At 40.7% G+C, this 16,199-nt stretch carries 16 protein-coding genes and 1 pseudogene; all 17 read right to left on the reverse strand.

Going from position 1 to position 16,199, the window contains the following annotated elements; genetic code table 11:
• Positions 1–53 precede the first annotated feature (53 nt).
• The 17 genes and pseudogenes from BFM96_RS01990 to BFM96_RS02070 all read right to left on the reverse strand — a co-directional run bounded on the left by BFM96_RS01990 (position 54) and on the right by BFM96_RS02070 (position 15,673).
• A complete protein-coding gene (locus BFM96_RS01990; protein WP_068989691.1) occupies positions 54–923 on the reverse strand; it encodes a glycosyltransferase family 2 protein in 870 nt (289 codons plus the stop codon).
• Between the two features lie 36 nt (positions 924–959).
• Positions 960–2,033, reverse strand: coding sequence for a hypothetical protein (locus BFM96_RS01995; RefSeq protein WP_068989695.1), 1,074 nt, complete (start codon positions 2,031–2,033; stop codon positions 960–962).
• A 30-nt stretch (positions 2,034–2,063) separates the two neighbouring features.
• Positions 2,064–2,801, reverse strand: coding sequence for a glycosyltransferase family 32 protein (locus BFM96_RS02000; RefSeq protein ID WP_068989698.1), 738 nt, complete (start codon positions 2,799–2,801; stop codon positions 2,064–2,066).
• Positions 2,798–3,289, reverse strand: coding sequence for a glycosyltransferase (locus BFM96_RS02005; protein WP_068989701.1), 492 nt, complete (start codon positions 3,287–3,289; stop codon positions 2,798–2,800). The genes BFM96_RS02000 and BFM96_RS02005 overlap by 4 nt, the downstream gene beginning before the upstream one ends.
• The gene (gene pssD / locus BFM96_RS02010; protein WP_068989704.1) at positions 3,289–3,738 is read right to left on the reverse strand and encodes a PssD/Cps14F family polysaccharide biosynthesis glycosyltransferase; all 450 of its coding nucleotides are present in this window, start codon (positions 3,736–3,738) and stop codon (positions 3,289–3,291) included. Before pssD ends, BFM96_RS02005 begins: the two co-directional genes overlap by 1 nt.
• Position 3,739: 1 nt before the next feature.
• Positions 3,740–5,110 carry a sugar transferase gene (locus tag BFM96_RS02015; RefSeq protein WP_068989705.1) on the reverse strand — a complete coding sequence of 457 codons (1,371 nt, stop codon included), beginning with the start codon at positions 5,108–5,110 and terminating at the stop codon, positions 3,740–3,742.
• Positions 5,111–5,936: 826 nt separating this feature from the next.
• Positions 5,937–6,251: pseudogene (locus BFM96_RS02020) on the reverse strand (LLM class flavin-dependent oxidoreductase); the annotation flags it as partial.
• Positions 6,252–6,338: 87 nt separating this feature from the next.
• Positions 6,339–6,965: a hypothetical protein gene (locus BFM96_RS02025; RefSeq protein WP_068989711.1), complete on the reverse strand. Its 627-nt coding sequence runs from the start codon at positions 6,963–6,965 to the stop codon at positions 6,339–6,341.
• A 9-nt stretch (positions 6,966–6,974) separates the two neighbouring features.
• Positions 6,975–7,796, reverse strand: coding sequence for a pur operon repressor (gene purR, locus BFM96_RS02030; protein WP_068989712.1), 822 nt, complete (start codon positions 7,794–7,796; stop codon positions 6,975–6,977).
• A gap of 201 nt (positions 7,797–7,997) precedes the next feature.
• Entirely contained in the window at positions 7,998–8,945 is a 948-nt protein-coding gene (locus BFM96_RS02035) for a 3'-5' exoribonuclease YhaM family protein (RefSeq protein WP_068989713.1), read from the reverse strand.
• A complete protein-coding gene (locus BFM96_RS02040) occupies positions 8,935–10,155 on the reverse strand; it encodes a DNA recombination protein RmuC (RefSeq protein WP_068989714.1) in 1,221 nt (406 codons plus the stop codon). Before BFM96_RS02040 ends, BFM96_RS02035 begins: the two co-directional genes overlap by 11 nt.
• A gap of 1 nt (position 10,156) precedes the next feature.
• Positions 10,157–10,789: a thiamine diphosphokinase gene (locus BFM96_RS02045; protein WP_068989716.1), complete on the reverse strand. Its 633-nt coding sequence runs from the start codon at positions 10,787–10,789 to the stop codon at positions 10,157–10,159.
• Positions 10,782–11,441 (reverse strand): ribulose-phosphate 3-epimerase, encoded by a 660-nt coding sequence (rpe, locus tag BFM96_RS02050; RefSeq protein ID WP_068989718.1) that lies wholly within the window; start codon positions 11,439–11,441, stop codon positions 10,782–10,784. Before rpe ends, BFM96_RS02045 begins: the two co-directional genes overlap by 8 nt.
• An 87-nt stretch (positions 11,442–11,528) precedes the next feature.
• Entirely contained in the window at positions 11,529–12,407 is an 879-nt protein-coding gene (gene rsgA / locus BFM96_RS02055; RefSeq protein WP_068989722.1) for a ribosome small subunit-dependent GTPase A, read from the reverse strand.
• A gap of 687 nt (positions 12,408–13,094) precedes the next feature.
• Complete coding sequence (gene rsmA, locus BFM96_RS02060; RefSeq protein WP_068994116.1) at positions 13,095–13,970, reverse strand: 16S rRNA (adenine(1518)-N(6)/adenine(1519)-N(6))-dimethyltransferase RsmA; 876 nt, start codon at positions 13,968–13,970, stop codon at positions 13,095–13,097.
• 367 nt (positions 13,971–14,337) lie between these two features.
• Positions 14,338–14,898: a ribonuclease M5 gene (rnmV, locus tag BFM96_RS02065; RefSeq protein ID WP_068989724.1), complete on the reverse strand. Its 561-nt coding sequence runs from the start codon at positions 14,896–14,898 to the stop codon at positions 14,338–14,340.
• A gap of 1 nt (position 14,899) precedes the next feature.
• Positions 14,900–15,673: a TatD family hydrolase gene (locus tag BFM96_RS02070; protein ID WP_068994119.1), complete on the reverse strand. Its 774-nt coding sequence runs from the start codon at positions 15,671–15,673 to the stop codon at positions 14,900–14,902.
• Positions 15,674–16,199: the final 526 nt, after the last annotated feature.

The raw sequence follows: 16,199 nt of genomic DNA on the forward strand, positions 1-16,199 counted from the left end.
GCTACGATCACACTAATCAATTCATTCATCATTTTATCTCTTCCTCTCTCATCTCACTTAAATCTCTTTAAATAAACCATATAAGCTAATGGTCTTAATAACATTTTTTTAAATCTATTTTTTTTCACTTGCATATTCGGAAGGGCTATTCGTAAAGCCTCTTTATTCAACGTAACCTTCAACATTTCTAAAAACTTATTCTTACCCACTAAGTTTTTAGAAATAAATTGCTCCCTCTCCTTAAAGAGTAAGAATGTCCCTTGCGGATTATTTTTCCACAAGGTAAAGATATTGCTGGTTAAACCACTAGCAAGGTATTCAAAATAATACAGTTCTCTATTTATCGCCCTAAATTTCCCAATTTCTGAAAGAGCAATATAAAAAATTTCTTCGGATAAAAATGTCTCATTTGGATAATGAGGAAATCGTACAGCTTTTACGCTAGCATTCTTGATAACAATAGCCGTTTCTATCGCTAGGCCATACTTTAATTTTATTTCAGGGATTGATACTTGTGTCACTTGCTCTGGCAACCAAGATGGTCTTTGACTAACAGGAGATTTAGGATAAACGAGTCCAACTTCCTCTTGCGACAAAGAATTTATATCTTTTAAGATGAGGGAGACGGCTTCATCACTCAGCCAATCATCACTATCAACGACCATATGATAATCCGATTCAGCCATATAATCCAAAGCTAGGTTATAGGCAGTATGCTTTCCCCCATTTTCTTTTGGTAAATAAATGATATCAAACTGGCTAACTCCACTAAGACTTGCAATCCAATCTTGTGTTTGATCGCTGGACCCATCATCTACTACTAGCCAACTAAACTCATGACAAGTCTGAGATTGTAAGGATTGATAAAGTTTTTTTAATTCCTGACACCGATTATAGGTAGGAGTTACAATATAAAATTTCACAGCTTCCTCACTTTATTTTTTTCAATTTTTAGTAGCCTATTGCAGATCGTCTAACTCTCGAAAATAGTACTTTGCAATGATAAATAGCGTAATATTGAACAAGGTATTCATATAGAAGCTTTCTGTAAACAAGAGCAACGAAATCATCACTAATACAAAGTTTGTCGCTAAGCTCCCATAGTTTGCAGTAAATCGAGCTGTTTTATAATAGGCAAGGCTGACAATGATAGCAAGAATGACTCCGTACAACATCACAATCATAGAGTAACTATTATCAAAGAGAATACCTGTACCATCATAATTTCTTCCAAATAGCGTTAGTGGATACTGAAACTGTAAATGAGTGTAATACAGTCGACCTGTTAAAAATATATCTAACTGTTGAACGATTACGCTCTTTCCTAATAATCGGGCTAACACCAAGGTGAGCCCTAGCAAGAAAAACTGAACGTACGGAACTACTATTTTCAACAATTTCAAAACAGGTTTCCATTGCAACGCATAATATCCTACGAATAGTAAACAAATCATATAAAAACCAGTCCTAGAGTAGGAATATGAAAAAATCAAAAAATTGCAAATCATTAAAAAGAAAACTTCTATCAATTTCAATCTTTCAAACTTCAAAAAAAGCCACAGTACGACAATCATAAAAAAGGAACTGTGAAAGAGATTAGGATGCCCAAAACCAAATGAATAGCGGGAAATAAAGACTCCTTCGCGATAAAAAATGGCTTGTTTAGCTGGCAAGATGCCAACTACAGAAAGCAATACATTATAGAAAAAGCCGACAAGGCGGGAAATCAACATGGTCCAAAAGATTTTATTTAAACGAATGCCCTTACTTCCAACCACGAGCAAAAGAGAAAACAAAACCGTCTCTTTCTTTGTCATCAGAAGACTCAAAACACCTATTAAAAACAGAGCTGCCAAGCCGATAAACTCATTTCTAGTCCATCTCTCTTTTACAGACTTCATGACAATCAATACCGTACCAAATAGTAAGACCGCCACATATACCTTGTTATCACTAGAAATACCGATACCTTTGACAAAGCTTATCAATAGTAGGGGCAATAAATAGAGGATCTCATTTTTTGTCAATCTCAATCTGAACCCCTCCTTTCTTCGTCTTCTTTTTTATTTTTTGAGTAATTCTTTTACTTTTTGATAGCTTCCTTCTCCCAAGATAGCATCCATTTTTCTTCTAGTGAAGACCTTAAAAGGTAGTAACAACTTTTTAAACCGTGCTCCTATTCCGCTACCGTACCAACTTGCATCATAATGGTGGATTGAATAAGTATTTTCTGTATAATTCATCTTTTTTGTTTCCAAACTATACGGGCAAAAATACTCCGGGGGATAGATGGTCACATCATCAACCAATTGCACCTTATTTTCTTTTTTTAATCCCTCAGATAAGAGGAGGTCAGTAGTAATATCCACACAAGTTTTGTTCATACGAGGATTAAAGTCTATCGATTCATACGCTTCTTTATTCTTTTTTACAAACCCATGTCCTTTTTCTGCTCCAAATCCTAATCCAGTTGCAACTCTACCAATGGTTTCCATCCCCATAAAACACGATTTATCCAATAAATCATCTAAAGAGGTCAATAGTTCCACATCTGTGTCCAAGTAGATACCACCGTATTGATAAACGATGTCTAGACGTGCATAGTCGGAAACAAAGGCATATTTCCCCATACTATAGGCTTGAGCGATAAAAGGTATCTTATGAACATCATAATTCTCTTCATTCCATTCAACAATCCTGTACTCCGGACATTTTTCCTTCCAAGAGAGGATACATTTCTGAACACTTTCTGGCAGTGGATGATTCCCAAACCAGCAGTAATGAATTGTTTTAGGTATCATAATTTGTTTACCAATCTTTCTATCTCCATACGAAATCGATTATTGAACTCTTTATTATTGGATACTGTTTTACTGGTAGATTGAGAATGGGTCGTCAAACAGTCTTTTAATTGGCTAATTTGTTCGACTGTTACAATATTCTGATAGTTTCTTTGTACATACAAACTAAATTCCAATTGATGGTCATTGACATGCTCACCATACTGCTTCAATCTTGGAACGACAATGGGGACTTTTCCCTCAGCAACGACCCCCATAAAGGTAGCTGGACCACCATGGGTAATAACAATTGAGGCTTCTTTTATATACCGATTCATTTCATCGTAGGACAAGAGCTTCTTCCAGTTGCAGTATTGAGGTTCATAGGTTGAATAACCTGTTTGAATAAATACTTCTTCTTCAATCAGTCCCTCAGCTTTCAAACGATCGACTTCCTCTATCAAGCGATTAAAAGGTTGCTCGTGCGTGCCAACTGTTACAAAGATCATTAAAATATACTCCCTAAATTGATTGCTTTCGGATAAACCTCTTTCATTTTTTCCCACTGGACAATAAACTTATCCGTCACTGGATATACCAATTTCCCTGTTAGAGTCGGTTTATCAATCCTGTCAAACACTTCGATATATACTGTTTTTACTCCGAATAGCTTTCCTAAATAAAAGAAAGGGACAGCCACTGCTGCACCTGACGAGATAATCACATCTGGTCGCTCTTTTCTTAAAACTTTAATGGCTAAGAGTGTATTTTTGATTAAATTTTTTATATTTCGATTCGTTGGAAAATAACAAGAATACATCTTTTCATCTCTCAAAACACTTCGCGCATCTTCTTTATCAAATATAACCCAAAATCTTTCTTTATCTTGCCAAAAGGGCTTTAATAAATAAAGATGGGTTAAATGTCCTCCGCTAGATCCCACTAAACATACCTTCATGCTATTTCGCTCCATCTTTCATCATCACTACCTTGAGTGTTTTTAGTAATATCTTAATATCCGACCAGATGGTCCAGCCATCAATGTATTCCAAATCTAGTTTCACAACTTCCTCAAAATCTGTAATCTCACTACGCCCACTGACCTGCCAGAGACCTGTAATCCCTGGTTTGAAGCTTAAGCGGCGCTTTTGGTCAGGAGTGTAGTGCTCATACTCATCCTTCGTTGGGGGTCGTGTTCCTACTAGGCTCATGTCCCCTTTTAACACATTGTAAAATTGAGGTAGTTCATCTAGGCTAGTCCTTCTCATAAATCGACCAATTGGAGTAATCCGCGGGTCATCATCCATTTTAAACATCCCACCCGTCATGGTATTGTGTGCCATCAGCTCTTTTTTCCGCTCTTCGGCATCCATATACATCGAGCGAAACTTATAAAAGTCAAAAATTCTACCATTTTGTCCTACACGCTCTTGTTTGAAAATAGCGGGTCCGCCATCCTTCTTGATTTTGGAAGCGAGACAAAGATAAGCAATTCCACACAGGAAAAGTCCTGCTAGGCTTCCTAAAATATCAAGCAGGCGCTTTGCGAAAATATGGCTTGGTTTGTAAAAATTGGTCGAAAAAGTCACGACATTAAAATCACCGACCTCACGCAATTTTTTCTCTCCAGGATAAAAATTAAAGGCATTTAAGACAACATTCACCTGAATTCCCATATTTTCAAATTGGGCAATATAATCTCGAATCGGATAGTCACTTGGAAGATTAATCAAAACCTCATCAACCACTGATTTTGTAGCATAGGAAAGCAACTGCTCTTTCACGACAAAGGGAATGTCTGGATTCCTATAAGCAATGCTATCTACGGTAGAAATAGCAACAATATTGCCATTGAAAGCTGGGGAAGTCATCAAGCGATGTAAGGTGGCATCTGCACGGTCCAAAATCGTTACGACCAATATCTTTCGACTACTTTTTAATCGAGGATACAACTCGCGGTAATAGTGTTTGATGAAGATATTAAGGATGTATTGCCCTATCAGGTTTGCTGCGATAAAATACAGGACACCACGACGAGAAATAGAAAAGTTATCCTTGAGCATAAAAGACACAAAAGTCGTTAGAATCGCATAACAACTGCTATATCTCAATGTTTGAACAAACTCTTCTAAATACCCTCTTCGAAGAATTTTTTCGCTATAACTACTGAGGTAAAAAGCGACGATATGTAAAAAGGATAAAATGACAATGCCACTTCGCGTCAAATCGGTATGTGAAACCATACTGATGACACTCGCGATAAGTAAGACAACAACAAGTTGAATAACTGCAATAAAATTATGGAGCCTGTCTTTTCTCTCTTCAAACATATTTATCCCAAAACATCCTATATTCTCTTCAACTTTATCGATTCCGCAAGAAATCTTTTATCATTTTATAATAAATCAATTAATAGTGAATAAAAAATGAGTTTAACTCAAACTATCACTCATTTTTAAACAATCTATTTACCGAATTATATCACCTACCAAAGTAAAATGCAATAGACTTGTTTGGAAAGTTTTAACCTTAAAACACAAAAAGTTCACCCCCCCCCCCTTATCTGTTTAGCCTAAAATAGGCTCCTCAAATTCCCAAACAAGCCTAATCAATTCAACTTTTCTCAGCTATTTATGAAATCAGAGCCTCAAACAAGCAAATATTTATTGTTTTTAATATTCGTTATTTATGAATAAATTGTATAAAAAATCATAATTACAAATTTATCCAGCAACAACTCCCTTGTTTAAAAAAGGATGACACATAAGCATCTATCAAAGATGAGCTTATGAACTTTTTACGTTTACCTATGACGAAGAACTGGCTAAGCTTCTCGGTATTTCCTTAATTCCCGCAGAAGGCGTCTGCCAGTCTCCTAAAGCACTTTGGTATACATGCTAAAAACAAACCCAATAAAATCCACTCAAACATCTCACACTAACTTCCACCATAGCGAAACTTAATTTGAAACGTTTTCAGATGAGAAGATTTTGTGCGCTCATTTTTTCAACTAGATTCGACTAAAAAAGTCATGAAATCAACCGTTATAAAAAACCAGTGGAACTTACCCTGACCTGGATTTCCACTGGTTTTATCATTTTTATCAGACTAAATGCCACTTGAAAAGTCAATGGAAGTTAGTTTGGGGATTTAGCATTATTTCTTGCCTGCAAAATAGGAACGAACCTTCGGTGCGACTTGCTCGCCATACAGTCGAATGGCTTTCAAGGTATCCTCATGCGGCATAGACCCTACTGGAAGATGGAGCATAAAACTATCCAGTCTTAACTCCTCTACCACTCGAATGATTTTATTAGCCACCGTATCAGGATCGCCGACGAACATCGCACCATCCTCACCAACACTCTTCAAGTAAGCATCATAGGTCAATGGTTCCCAGAAAGGTCTATCCTTACTAATCGCATCTACCAGCTGCTTGGTCGGGTAAAAATAATCCCGCTCAGCTTTTTTCCTATATCAAATAACTTTTTAATCCTCCATCGATCCAACATTCCTAGTATCAGTGGAGTTCTGTACAAGCCATCCTGCTAACCTTCCTTATTCTGTCGTTTCTGAAGAAGCAAAACCTCCACTTTCTGGAGCTGGTTCAGTGATAGTGGTTTCAGTCGCTGGCTCTTCAGCTGCTACACTTGGAGCGGCTGGTTGTACTGGTTGAAAAGGCTGCACTGGTTGAAGCGGTTGAGTGGGCTGAACGACCACAGCCTCTTCTTGAGCATTCTGGCTAGGCTGAGTAGCATTCGTTTCGACTGTTGATTCGGTTGTTTCTGATGAGGATGAATTGCCTTTGGTTTTTTCATCTTCTTCAAGCTTTGTCTCCACGGCCTTCAGGCGTTTCTCAAGTCTTTCTCTCATCGCTTTATCTTTTAGTTTGGCGATTTTTTCTTTCAAAGGAGCAATTTGTCCTTTTTTAGGAGTAGCTTCAAGCTTTTTCAGCTCTAATTCTAAATCTTTTTCTAATTTTTGCTGCTCTCGTCGCTCTTTTTCTCGTTCCCCCAAAGAAGTTTGAACTATTTTCGGTCTGCTTTCTGATAATTTTTTCTGTGCCTCTGCTTGCTGCTTTCTCACAACGAATAAACCTGAAATCAGCACAGCAACAAGGACAAAAATCACTGTCAACCGCGACCAAAGCGGACTTTGATCAAACTTGTCGAATAAACTCTTCACGTATTTTCCTCATTCTTTATCAAAAATATTTCCAACTTCGACATCAATTTTACTGTTTTTCACATCGATATTGGTCACCCTTAGCAGCGATTTATACTCAAATGTATCCCGTGCAGCTTGGGCATTATCTGCAAAAACTGCAACACCTGCCAATTCAGAATCAAATTCTGACAAGAGACTGACCATCCCATTGATAGTTCCTCCGCCTTTAAGGAAATCATCCACAATCAAGACACGGCTACCCGCTTTTAGGCTTCGCTTGGATAAAAACATCTTTTCAATCCGATCACCACTTGAGCCAGAAACGTAATTGACACTGACGGTCGAACCTTCTGTGATTTTCAAGTCTCGGCGGACAATGACAAAAGGAACATTCAACACATTTGCCACAGCATTTGCCAAAGGAACTCCTTTGGTCGCCACTGTCATCACAGCATCAATCTTCTGATTGCGGAAGGCTTTTGCAATAATTCGACCGATATTTTTTAGGATAGCCGGCGTACTCAAGAGATCAGAAAGATAGATATAGCCTCCTGGCAAAATACGGTCACTTTCGGATAGCTTGGCACACAATTCTTCGACTATGCTACGTCCTTCTGTGTCAGAAATAGACGGGGTGAAAATCACTCCCCCACCTGCCCCTGTAATGGTTTCCACATGACCAATTTCCATCTCTTCAAAGGCTCGTTTGATAATCACCATATCCTCTGAAATAGAGGACTTTGCAGACTCATACTTTTCTGCAAAGGTATTTAAACTGGTCAATTCATAAGGATGATTCATCAGATAATTTGAAATGACAACCATCCGCTCACTTCTTCTTAATTTCATTCTGTCACCACTTCGTTCCTATTTTCTCCATTATACCATAAAAGCACAAAAAACGAACATTATTTTGTATCTAACATCCGTTTTTCGCTTTTCATCAAATTTCAGCCCTTCTTGTAGGGGTAGGAGAGCATTCCATTCTAAGATGATTGACCTTTCGTCATTACTATCATTTCTTAGAGAGCTTTCCTTTTTTAATAGACACTACTCCTCGTCCAATTTTGGCTTATAAAACATACGATTATCTAAAGCAAAGAGCCGGTTGGTCATCTCTCCTGGTGCAACGAGGTTCAGAGCTGTTGTCATCATCATCATCTCCGCATCTAAATTATCAATCATGTGAAGAATCTCCGCCTCCATAATCTTGGGACGAACAGGGCTGCCGTACTCCAATAGCCCATGATGGCTCAGAATGACATGTCGCAAGACAATCACTTCTTCCTTGGTGTCATCAATCTTTAATTCTGCCAAGATTTTCGTGATTTCCTCATCAATCAAGGCAATATGGCCAATGAGATTTCCACGAACAGTGTACTCAGTCTGGTCTGGTCCTGTCAGCTCAATCACCTTGGCCAAATCATGGAGCATAATTCCCGCATAGAGCAGACTTTTGTTTAACTGCGGGTAAATCGTGCCAATGCTATCTGCCAAGCGAATCATGGTCGCTGTATGATAGGCAAGTCCTGCCTCAAAGGCATGGTGATTAGTTTTTGCCGCTGGATAGGTATAAAATTCCCGATCATACTTGGCATACAAGGCACGAACCACGCGCTGCCAAACTGGATTTTCAATTTTAAAAATCATCTGAGAAACATACTCACGCAGCTCTTTGACATTGACCGGTGGCTTTTCCTTAAAATCAGACGGATCGTGAGGTTCCCCTATCTTTGGCAAACGCAGGGTAATTTGGTTGACTTGGGGGGTGTTGTTATACACTTCTCTGCGTCCTTGCATATGGACAACCTTCCCTGCTGTAAATTCCTCTACGTTATGAGGTTGGGCATCCCAGAGCTTGCCTTCAATCGTCCCTGTATCATCTTGGAAAATAAAGGCCAGATAATTTTTCCCTGCACGGGTTTGACGCACTTCAGCAGATTTTATCAGATAAAATCCTTGAAAATGCTCATCTTTTTTCATTTGATTAATCTTCATCTACATCCTCTTCCTCTTGGAATTGCAACAAGTCTAGCCCAGCATTGTCCCCAGAAATCTCAATATGTTGCAACGTTCGCTCAATTGCAGTCGTCCGCCGTGTCAACAATTCATCGATATTACCAGACGCATGCTGCAAATGCTTCTGTGCCTTGGTTAAAATGCCACCAAACTTGCTAAATTCCAACTTGACATTGCCCAAGACCTTGCTGATGTCATCCGCACTTTTTTGGATATTCAGAGTTTTAAAGCCCACAGAGAGCGAGTTTAAAAGGGCGGATAAAGTGGTCGGCCCAGCCACCACAATCTGCTCCTCCCGCCGCAAACTGTCAAAGAAAGCTGGTTGACGAACGACTTCCGCATAAAGCCCCTCGGTCGGTAAAAAAAGAATTCCAAAATTAGTCGTGTGGGGCGGTGCGATATACTTGTTCTTAATATCCTTGGCAAACCGCTTGATACTCGCCAGCAAAGCCTTGCGATAGCGTTCAATCTCCTCTTTATTGCCCGCTTCATAAGCGTCCTCTAGGCGGTAATAATCCGCCAAGGGAAACTTGGAGTCAATCGGTAGGTAAACGGATTCTCCAGCTTGACCTGGCAATTTGACCGCATACTCCACGTGCTCACTCGAATGTGGTACAGTCGCAAACTCTACCTCATACTGACTAGGCGTCAAAATATCTTCGATAATCTGAGCCAGCTGCAACTCGCCCATAATCCCACGCGTCTTGGTATTGGATAAGACCTTGTTTAAGGTCCCCACATCTCGCGCAATATGCTGCATTTCACCCAGACCACGATTGACAGCCTCTAACTGTTTGGACACCGTTTCAAAAGATGACTGCAAGCGGGTTTGTAAAGTCTTATCGAGTTTTTCCTCCACAGTTTGGCGCATTTGCTCCAAGCGAAATTCATTCGAAGCTTGAATCTGCTGCATCCGCTCATCTGTCTTATCCCGATTCTTACTGAGGTGCTCTGCCATTTCCAAACGAAATTCCGTCAAACGGTCACTCAACGCTAACTCCAACTGCTGAGCCTGCAATTGACTGGCCTGACGTTCCTCACGAAAACGATAATCCAGCTGATCAGATAAGTGATCGGCCTGTTCTTCCAAGCTCTCTTTTACTAAATTCCGTGCCTTGTCCCTCTCCTGCCACAGCAAGATGAGCAAGACGAGATTGAGCAAGCCCAAACTCACCATAATCCATTCCATACTAGCTCCTATCCTTGCTATAAATGACGACCAAATATCCTTTAGGACAGGTCACTTCTATCGGTTGCCCGATAAATTCGTTTGACCCATAGATTTTTTTCTCAAAGAAATTCTGCTCATTCAAGGGGTACTTGGCTCCTGAAATGGTCAAGGGGGTTGATGTTTCCGACATAAAGCCTACATAGGTCATGCCCTCCTTAGGCTCTACCTGATGCTTTCCTTCTGGAAAATAGCAGAGCAGATTTTGCTCATCGACCAAGCAAAACTGACGCATATAGGGAGCAAGACGAGGGTCACTAGGCAGAAAGACATTGGACAAGGTATGGTCTAAACGACCTCCAAAAGCTCCAAAAATATGGACTTGTGCCTCAGGCATTTTTTGAAAGAGCATGTTTAACGCCAATTCCAAATCCGTATCGTCTTTTTCAGGCTGAGCCTGCGCAAAGATTTCTGAAGCTTGGGCAATCCGTTCCCGTTCCTCAGCTGTCACCGAATCAAAATCGCCCACCGCCATGTAAAGTGGCAGACCTTTCTCAAGTAAAAAGAAAGCCCCACGATCAACCCCGACAAAATAATCAAAGTCTGTCTGATAATCCGCCATTCGCCCCCCAGCAAAGACAGCTACCCTAGTCATGGAGAGCCTCTCGTAAGGTCACAACTTGCTGTGCGACATCCCCTTTAAAGACGTAGCTACCTGCCACAAATACATTAGCACCCGCTTCTTTGGCAGCCGTGATTGTATGGTTATCAATCCCTCCATCGACCTCAATATCAAAATCCAAGCCCTTTTCTTCTCGCAAAGTAACCAATTGACGAATCTTCACCATGGTCTCTGAAAGAAAAGCTTGCCCGCCAAAGCCTGGATTAACCGTCATAACCAAGACTTGATCGACCAAATGAAGGACATGCTCAATTGCTGCAATCGGTGTTCCAGGATTCAAGACCACGCAAGGTTTCACCCCTGCTTGGCGAATTTTTTGAAGAGCTCCGTGAATGTGCGGTGTCGCTTCCACATGAATGCTGATAATATCTGCACCCGCCCGTGCAAATTCCTCAATATGCTGTTCAGGATTAGACACCATCAAATGGCAATCAAACACCAACTTACTGTGCGGACGCATGGCTCCTACCACACCAGCTCCAAAGCTGATATTCGGCACAAAATGACCATCCATAATATCAATATGCACATATTCTGCACCACTTGCTTCAATCGTTTTCAGCTCAGATTCAAAATTCGCATAATCTGCACTCAAAATCGACGGGGCAATCTTCGATAATCTCATCTCATTCTCCTTCTATTTCTGGTTGATTTTCCTATGTTTTTAGAAATTTCTAACCTATCTTCCTCTATGCTTCTACAATTTCTATCTCTATTTAGGGAATTTCTTTGCCGTTTTCTTAAAGGTTTCGCGACGATTCTCAATCTCACTTAACATTTGCAAGTAATTTTCAAAACGAAAAGCTGCAATGGCTCCCTCTTCAACAGATGGCTTGACAGCACAAGCTGGCTCATGTGTATGGGTACACGTTCTGAATTTACAAGATTGACTGATTTTTTTGATTTCTGGGAAGCAAGTATTTAACTCCTCAGCCGTATCCACTTCGTAATCAAGGGAAGAAAATCCAGGGGTGTCCGCAATCTTACCACCATTGAGGTCATACAGACTAACAGCCCGAGTTGTATGCCGTCCTCGACCTAAACTTTCAGAGATTTCCCCCGTTTCTAAAGCCAATTCTGGCGCAATCTGATTGAGCAAGGTTGATTTTCCAACTCCTGTTTGTCCCATGAACACTGTAATTTTGCCCGTCAACAGGGGCAAGAGGTCTGCAACGCTCTTTGCCACATCGTAGCCAACCGCTCGATACACCGCAAGCGTCTCAGTTAACTCATCTGGATGGGCCAACAAATCCGTCTTACTGATATAAACAATGGGATGAATGTTTTTATGCTCCAAAAGAACCAAAAATCGATCCAACAGATTGGCATTGAAATCAGGCTCTTTAGCAGACATGATAACAACTGCCTGGTCGATATTAACAATCGGAGGTCGCACTAGGCTATTTTTACGCTCATAAATCTTCAAAATATACCCTTCTGACTGCTCCTCCGCTGAAAAATCCACTACATCTCCCACATAGGGAGTCTGCCCTTTCTTGCGAAAATTCCCACGCGCACGTGTCTGATACAGCTGACCATCGCTCTCAACATAGTAAAAACCAGCCAGAGCCTTCATAATTTTTCCTTGCAAATCGTCTCCTTTATTGCGTTACTACTGTTTATTATATCAAATTTTCAAGGAAAATGGAGAGAAAATTTGTTTATCATCTGTAAAAATCAAGAACTACGAACCGCAAGCGAAAATCGCATTTCAATCCTAATCGACCACAGAGGAAAACCTAATGCAGTTCGCATCTGCTTTAACAGACATCATAAACTATCTAATTCTCTATAAAAAGCAAACTCTGACTAGGTTCCTCAATTGAGCATTGCGGAAGGTGAACGATAAAACTGGCGTAGCCTATGTCCTAAAAACTGCAAGTAGAACTAGAGGTCGGCAAGGTAACACTCATTTAATTTCAAAAATAGCTGTGCATACATAAAAATATTTTTGCTATGAAATGAAGTGGGTTAAATAAGTCAAATAGGATGCTTTTTTAGCAAATGAAAAGGACAGTGATAAAAAAGAGGTAGGAAACATCTGAGAAAATGCCAAAATCGCTACCTTTGATTTTCATTGAGTATGAGTTAACGACACCAGATTTTGATTTTTGATAAGCATCCCATTACAAAAAGAGGTGGGAAACAACAGTTCCTACCTCCCTATTTTCCAATTAGACTGCTAAGAAAAGGAGTGCTATGAACTCTCATTCGCCTAGAAATCAAGGCTCACAGCTCTCTCGCCTACACAAAAGTGATTTTTATCCTACTTTCGTTTCTAGCCTAGTCCTTCTTCTTTCAACGCATCACTCAGGCGAGCAAAATCTGCCAAAGTAAGAGCCTCACCGCGTACTGATGGCTGTAAACCTGCTGACGCAATCGCTGCTTCCAACTTTTCTTTAACCCCATCTGCCTTTCCAAAATAACTGGTCAAGTTGTTCCACAAGGTCTTGCGGCGGTGAGTAAAGCTAGCCTTTGCCACCTTGAAAAAGAATTTTTCGTCCGTCACTGCGACCGCAGGCTCTGGACGTCTGGTCATTTTCAAAATCGCACTATCCACATTCGGTGCTGGTACAAAGACTGTACGCGGCACAATAAAGGCTACTTTAGCGGTCATATAATACTGCACCGCAATAGACAAGCTGCCATAAGCCTTGGTATTGGCCTCAGCAGAAATTCGATCCGCTACCTCACGTTGCATCATCACGACAAATTCGCTAAATGGAATTCCACTTTCAATCAAATGCATCAAAATCGGAGTCGTGATGTAGTAAGGAAGATTGGCCACTACCTTAATCGGTAAATCAGGATTTTTAAACTGCTTGACATGCTCTGCCAAATCAGTCTTTAAAATATCCTGATTGACCACCGTCACATTGTCAAAATCACGCAGCGTATCCGCCAAAATCGGCACCAGTCGGTCATCAATTTCAAAAGCCATGACCTCCGCTGCCCGCTCTGCCAAAAATTCCGTCAAGGCTCCAATCCCTGGTCCAATCTCAATCACATTGACCGACTCATCAATCTCAGCCGTATCTACAATCTTCTGTAAAATATTTGTGTCCGTCAAAAAATTCTGACCAAAAGACTTCTTAAACGTAAAACCATGACGCTCCAAAATCGCGCGCGTCACACTATAATCTGCAATTCTCATATAAGATACCAAGGGCGTAAAACGGACAAAGCCAAAATAGGAGTTTTTGTACGAAGATGCTGGCATCTACAAAAAAACTATCTTTTGGGCACAGGCCGTAGCCCGGGTTCAGTTCCTTTCTGTTTCTAAAAGTACATACAAACTAAAAATTGAAAAGCTACTACTTTCTCGACACTTTTAGCTCGTATTCAATTCCTTTCTTTAGATAGTAAGCCCATAAAGAGCGAGGCAATAGTAGGAGTTTTTGTACGGAGATGCTGGCATCTACAAAAAAACTATCTTTTTGGTACTGGCCGTAGCCCGGATTCAGTGTCCTGTTATTTCTTTTATCTTTTTCTATTCCTGTAAAATAAAAGTTACCACTTTCTTACTCATACCCCTCCATAACCTTTTCTACTTCCGCCAAAGAAATGCCAAACATCTCAAGGCGTTTCAAAAGTTGCTTGCCATTGGTATAGCCAATACGGAGCTGTTGCCCAAGGTATTCCCTGCGCTTGCGACTATCTAAGCCTGCAAGAAAGCCGAAACGAATCAAGTCACTCCGTGTGATGTCAAAACGAGATTTTTCCTCCGCTACACCCAGCACCTGTGAGAGTGCCCGATCCAAATCCTCAAAAGCAGCATGTTCAATCCCGAGCGATCTTCCCTTGGTTTTAGAACTGGGAGCTGCCTCATCTCGATTTAAAAAAGCATGCTTGGCACTTGGAACAGCTGCCATGATGATCTTTCGAATCCGCTCCCCATTAAAGTCCGGATCTGTAAAAACAATCACCCCATGTAGATCATTCAAGCGCTTGATCCGCTCAAGATCCTCCTGCGAAATGGCCGACCCTCTTGTTTCATAGGTTTCTACTTCGTAAAACCGTTTGAGATTAGCCGTATCATCTCGACCTTCGACTACGATAATTTCTGCTATTTTCCGCTTCATATCAGTCTTTTAACCCAAACAGCTCTTGTGCATTAGCATAAGTCCTACTTGCGACTTCTTCCACAGACAAGCTACGGAGCTCTGCAATTTTCTCCACCACATAGCGGGTATAGGCTGTACGATTTTCCTTCCCACGCTTGGGAACAGGAGCTAGATACGGTGCGTCTGTTTCCACTAAAATCTTATCAAGTGGTAAATGAAGGGCAGCTTCTTGGATGTCTAGGGCCTTCTTAAAGGTAACAACTCCTGAAAAAGAAATTGTCATCCCAAGCTCGATAAACCGCTCTGCCATTTCCAAAGAACCAGAGTAAGAATGCATAATCCCACCACGAGGACCTACCCCCTCACTCTTGATGATGGCATAAGTATCCTCCAAAGCATCCCGAGTATGGACAACAAAGGGAAGGTCTACTTCTTTGGCTAAGACAATCTGCCGGCGGAACACCTGCTCCTGCACCTCTTTAGACGCTGTCATCCAATGGTAATCCAAGCCAATCTCACCCAGGGCAATGACTTTTTCATGAGTAAGACGCTCTCGCAAAAACTGCTCCACTTCATCCGTGTAACTGGCAGCTTCTGTCGGATGCCAACCAATGGTTGCATAGACCTGCTCATAGCGCTCTGCCAAGTCTAGGGCACGTTCAATCGTCGGCCGATCAAACCCCACTACATTCATTCGTGTCACACCCATTTCTTTGGCTAAGGCCAATTCTTCCTCAATACGCCCTTCAAACTCTTCCACATTTAAGTGGGTATGGGTGTCAAAAATCTGAATCATCTTTTTCTCCTATAATTTTGGTAGTTACCCAATCATATTCTTTCTTCTTTTTGCTATTTTCTGAGATCATGCGAGCACAATCTGCAACCGTCATTGTTAATCCTCGGTCGAAAAAATATCGTTTTAGGCTCACTTCTTTCGCGGTTTCTCTAAGATATAACTGATAGCAAATACTAACAAAATGATGATTTCGATGAACTAGTGATACTCTATCAAAATCACAATCTGACTAGGAGGCTGAGACAAAAGTGTCAAATCTTGCTTCTTTTATAGCTTTAACAGTTTGACGCATATCAATAGTCAGGGGAGTGACGATTGATACCTGAGCTTAGAAATTCGAAAGCGAGGATTATCTGGTTTTTAAAACGTTGATAAATCAACATTCTAGTAGAAGAGGCTAGCGAATATTTCGCTAGCTCTATTTCCAACCTTGCGGGGGGTGGGGCTAAACTAATCCAGACATAAAGAAGTGAGGTAAATCGATTTCTTCGAAATCACGATTGAGACCCACTCCCATTTCCAA

Source organism: Streptococcus himalayensis (assembly GCF_001708305.1).
Taxonomy (GTDB): domain Bacteria; phylum Bacillota; class Bacilli; order Lactobacillales; family Streptococcaceae; genus Streptococcus; species Streptococcus himalayensis.

What these genes read in the sequence shown, in the direction of transcription:
- BFM96_RS02000 (WP_068989698.1), bottom strand. Translation starts at nt 2,801, where the DNA reads ATGATACCTAAAACAATTCATTACTGCTGGTTTGGGAATCATCCACTG.
- BFM96_RS02005 (WP_068989701.1), bottom strand. Translation starts at nt 3,289, where the DNA reads ATGATCTTTGTAACAGTTGGCACGCACGAGCAACCTTTTAATCGCTTG.
- pssD (WP_068989704.1), bottom strand. Translation starts at nt 3,738, where the DNA reads ATGAAGGTATGTTTAGTGGGATCTAGCGGAGGACATTTAACCCATCTT.
- BFM96_RS02015 (WP_068989705.1), bottom strand. Translation starts at nt 5,110, where the DNA reads ATGTTTGAAGAGAGAAAAGACAGGCTCCATAATTTTATTGCAGTTATT.
- purR (WP_068989712.1), bottom strand. Translation starts at nt 7,796, where the DNA reads ATGAAATTAAGAAGAAGTGAGCGGATGGTTGTCATTTCAAATTATCTG.
- BFM96_RS02035 (WP_068989713.1), bottom strand. Translation starts at nt 8,945, where the DNA reads ATGAAGATTAATCAAATGAAAAAAGATGAGCATTTTCAAGGATTTTAT.
- BFM96_RS02040 (WP_068989714.1), bottom strand. Translation starts at nt 10,155, where the DNA reads ATGGAATGGATTATGGTGAGTTTGGGCTTGCTCAATCTCGTCTTGCTC.
- BFM96_RS02045 (WP_068989716.1), bottom strand. Translation starts at nt 10,789, where the DNA reads ATGACTAGGGTAGCTGTCTTTGCTGGGGGGCGAATGGCGGATTATCAG.
- rpe (WP_068989718.1), bottom strand. Translation starts at nt 11,441, where the DNA reads ATGAGATTATCGAAGATTGCCCCGTCGATTTTGAGTGCAGATTATGCG.
- rsmA (WP_068994116.1), bottom strand. Translation starts at nt 13,970, where the DNA reads ATGAGAATTGCAGATTATAGTGTGACGCGCGCGATTTTGGAGCGTCAT.
- rnmV (WP_068989724.1), bottom strand. Translation starts at nt 14,898, where the DNA reads ATGAAGCGGAAAATAGCAGAAATTATCGTAGTCGAAGGTCGAGATGAT.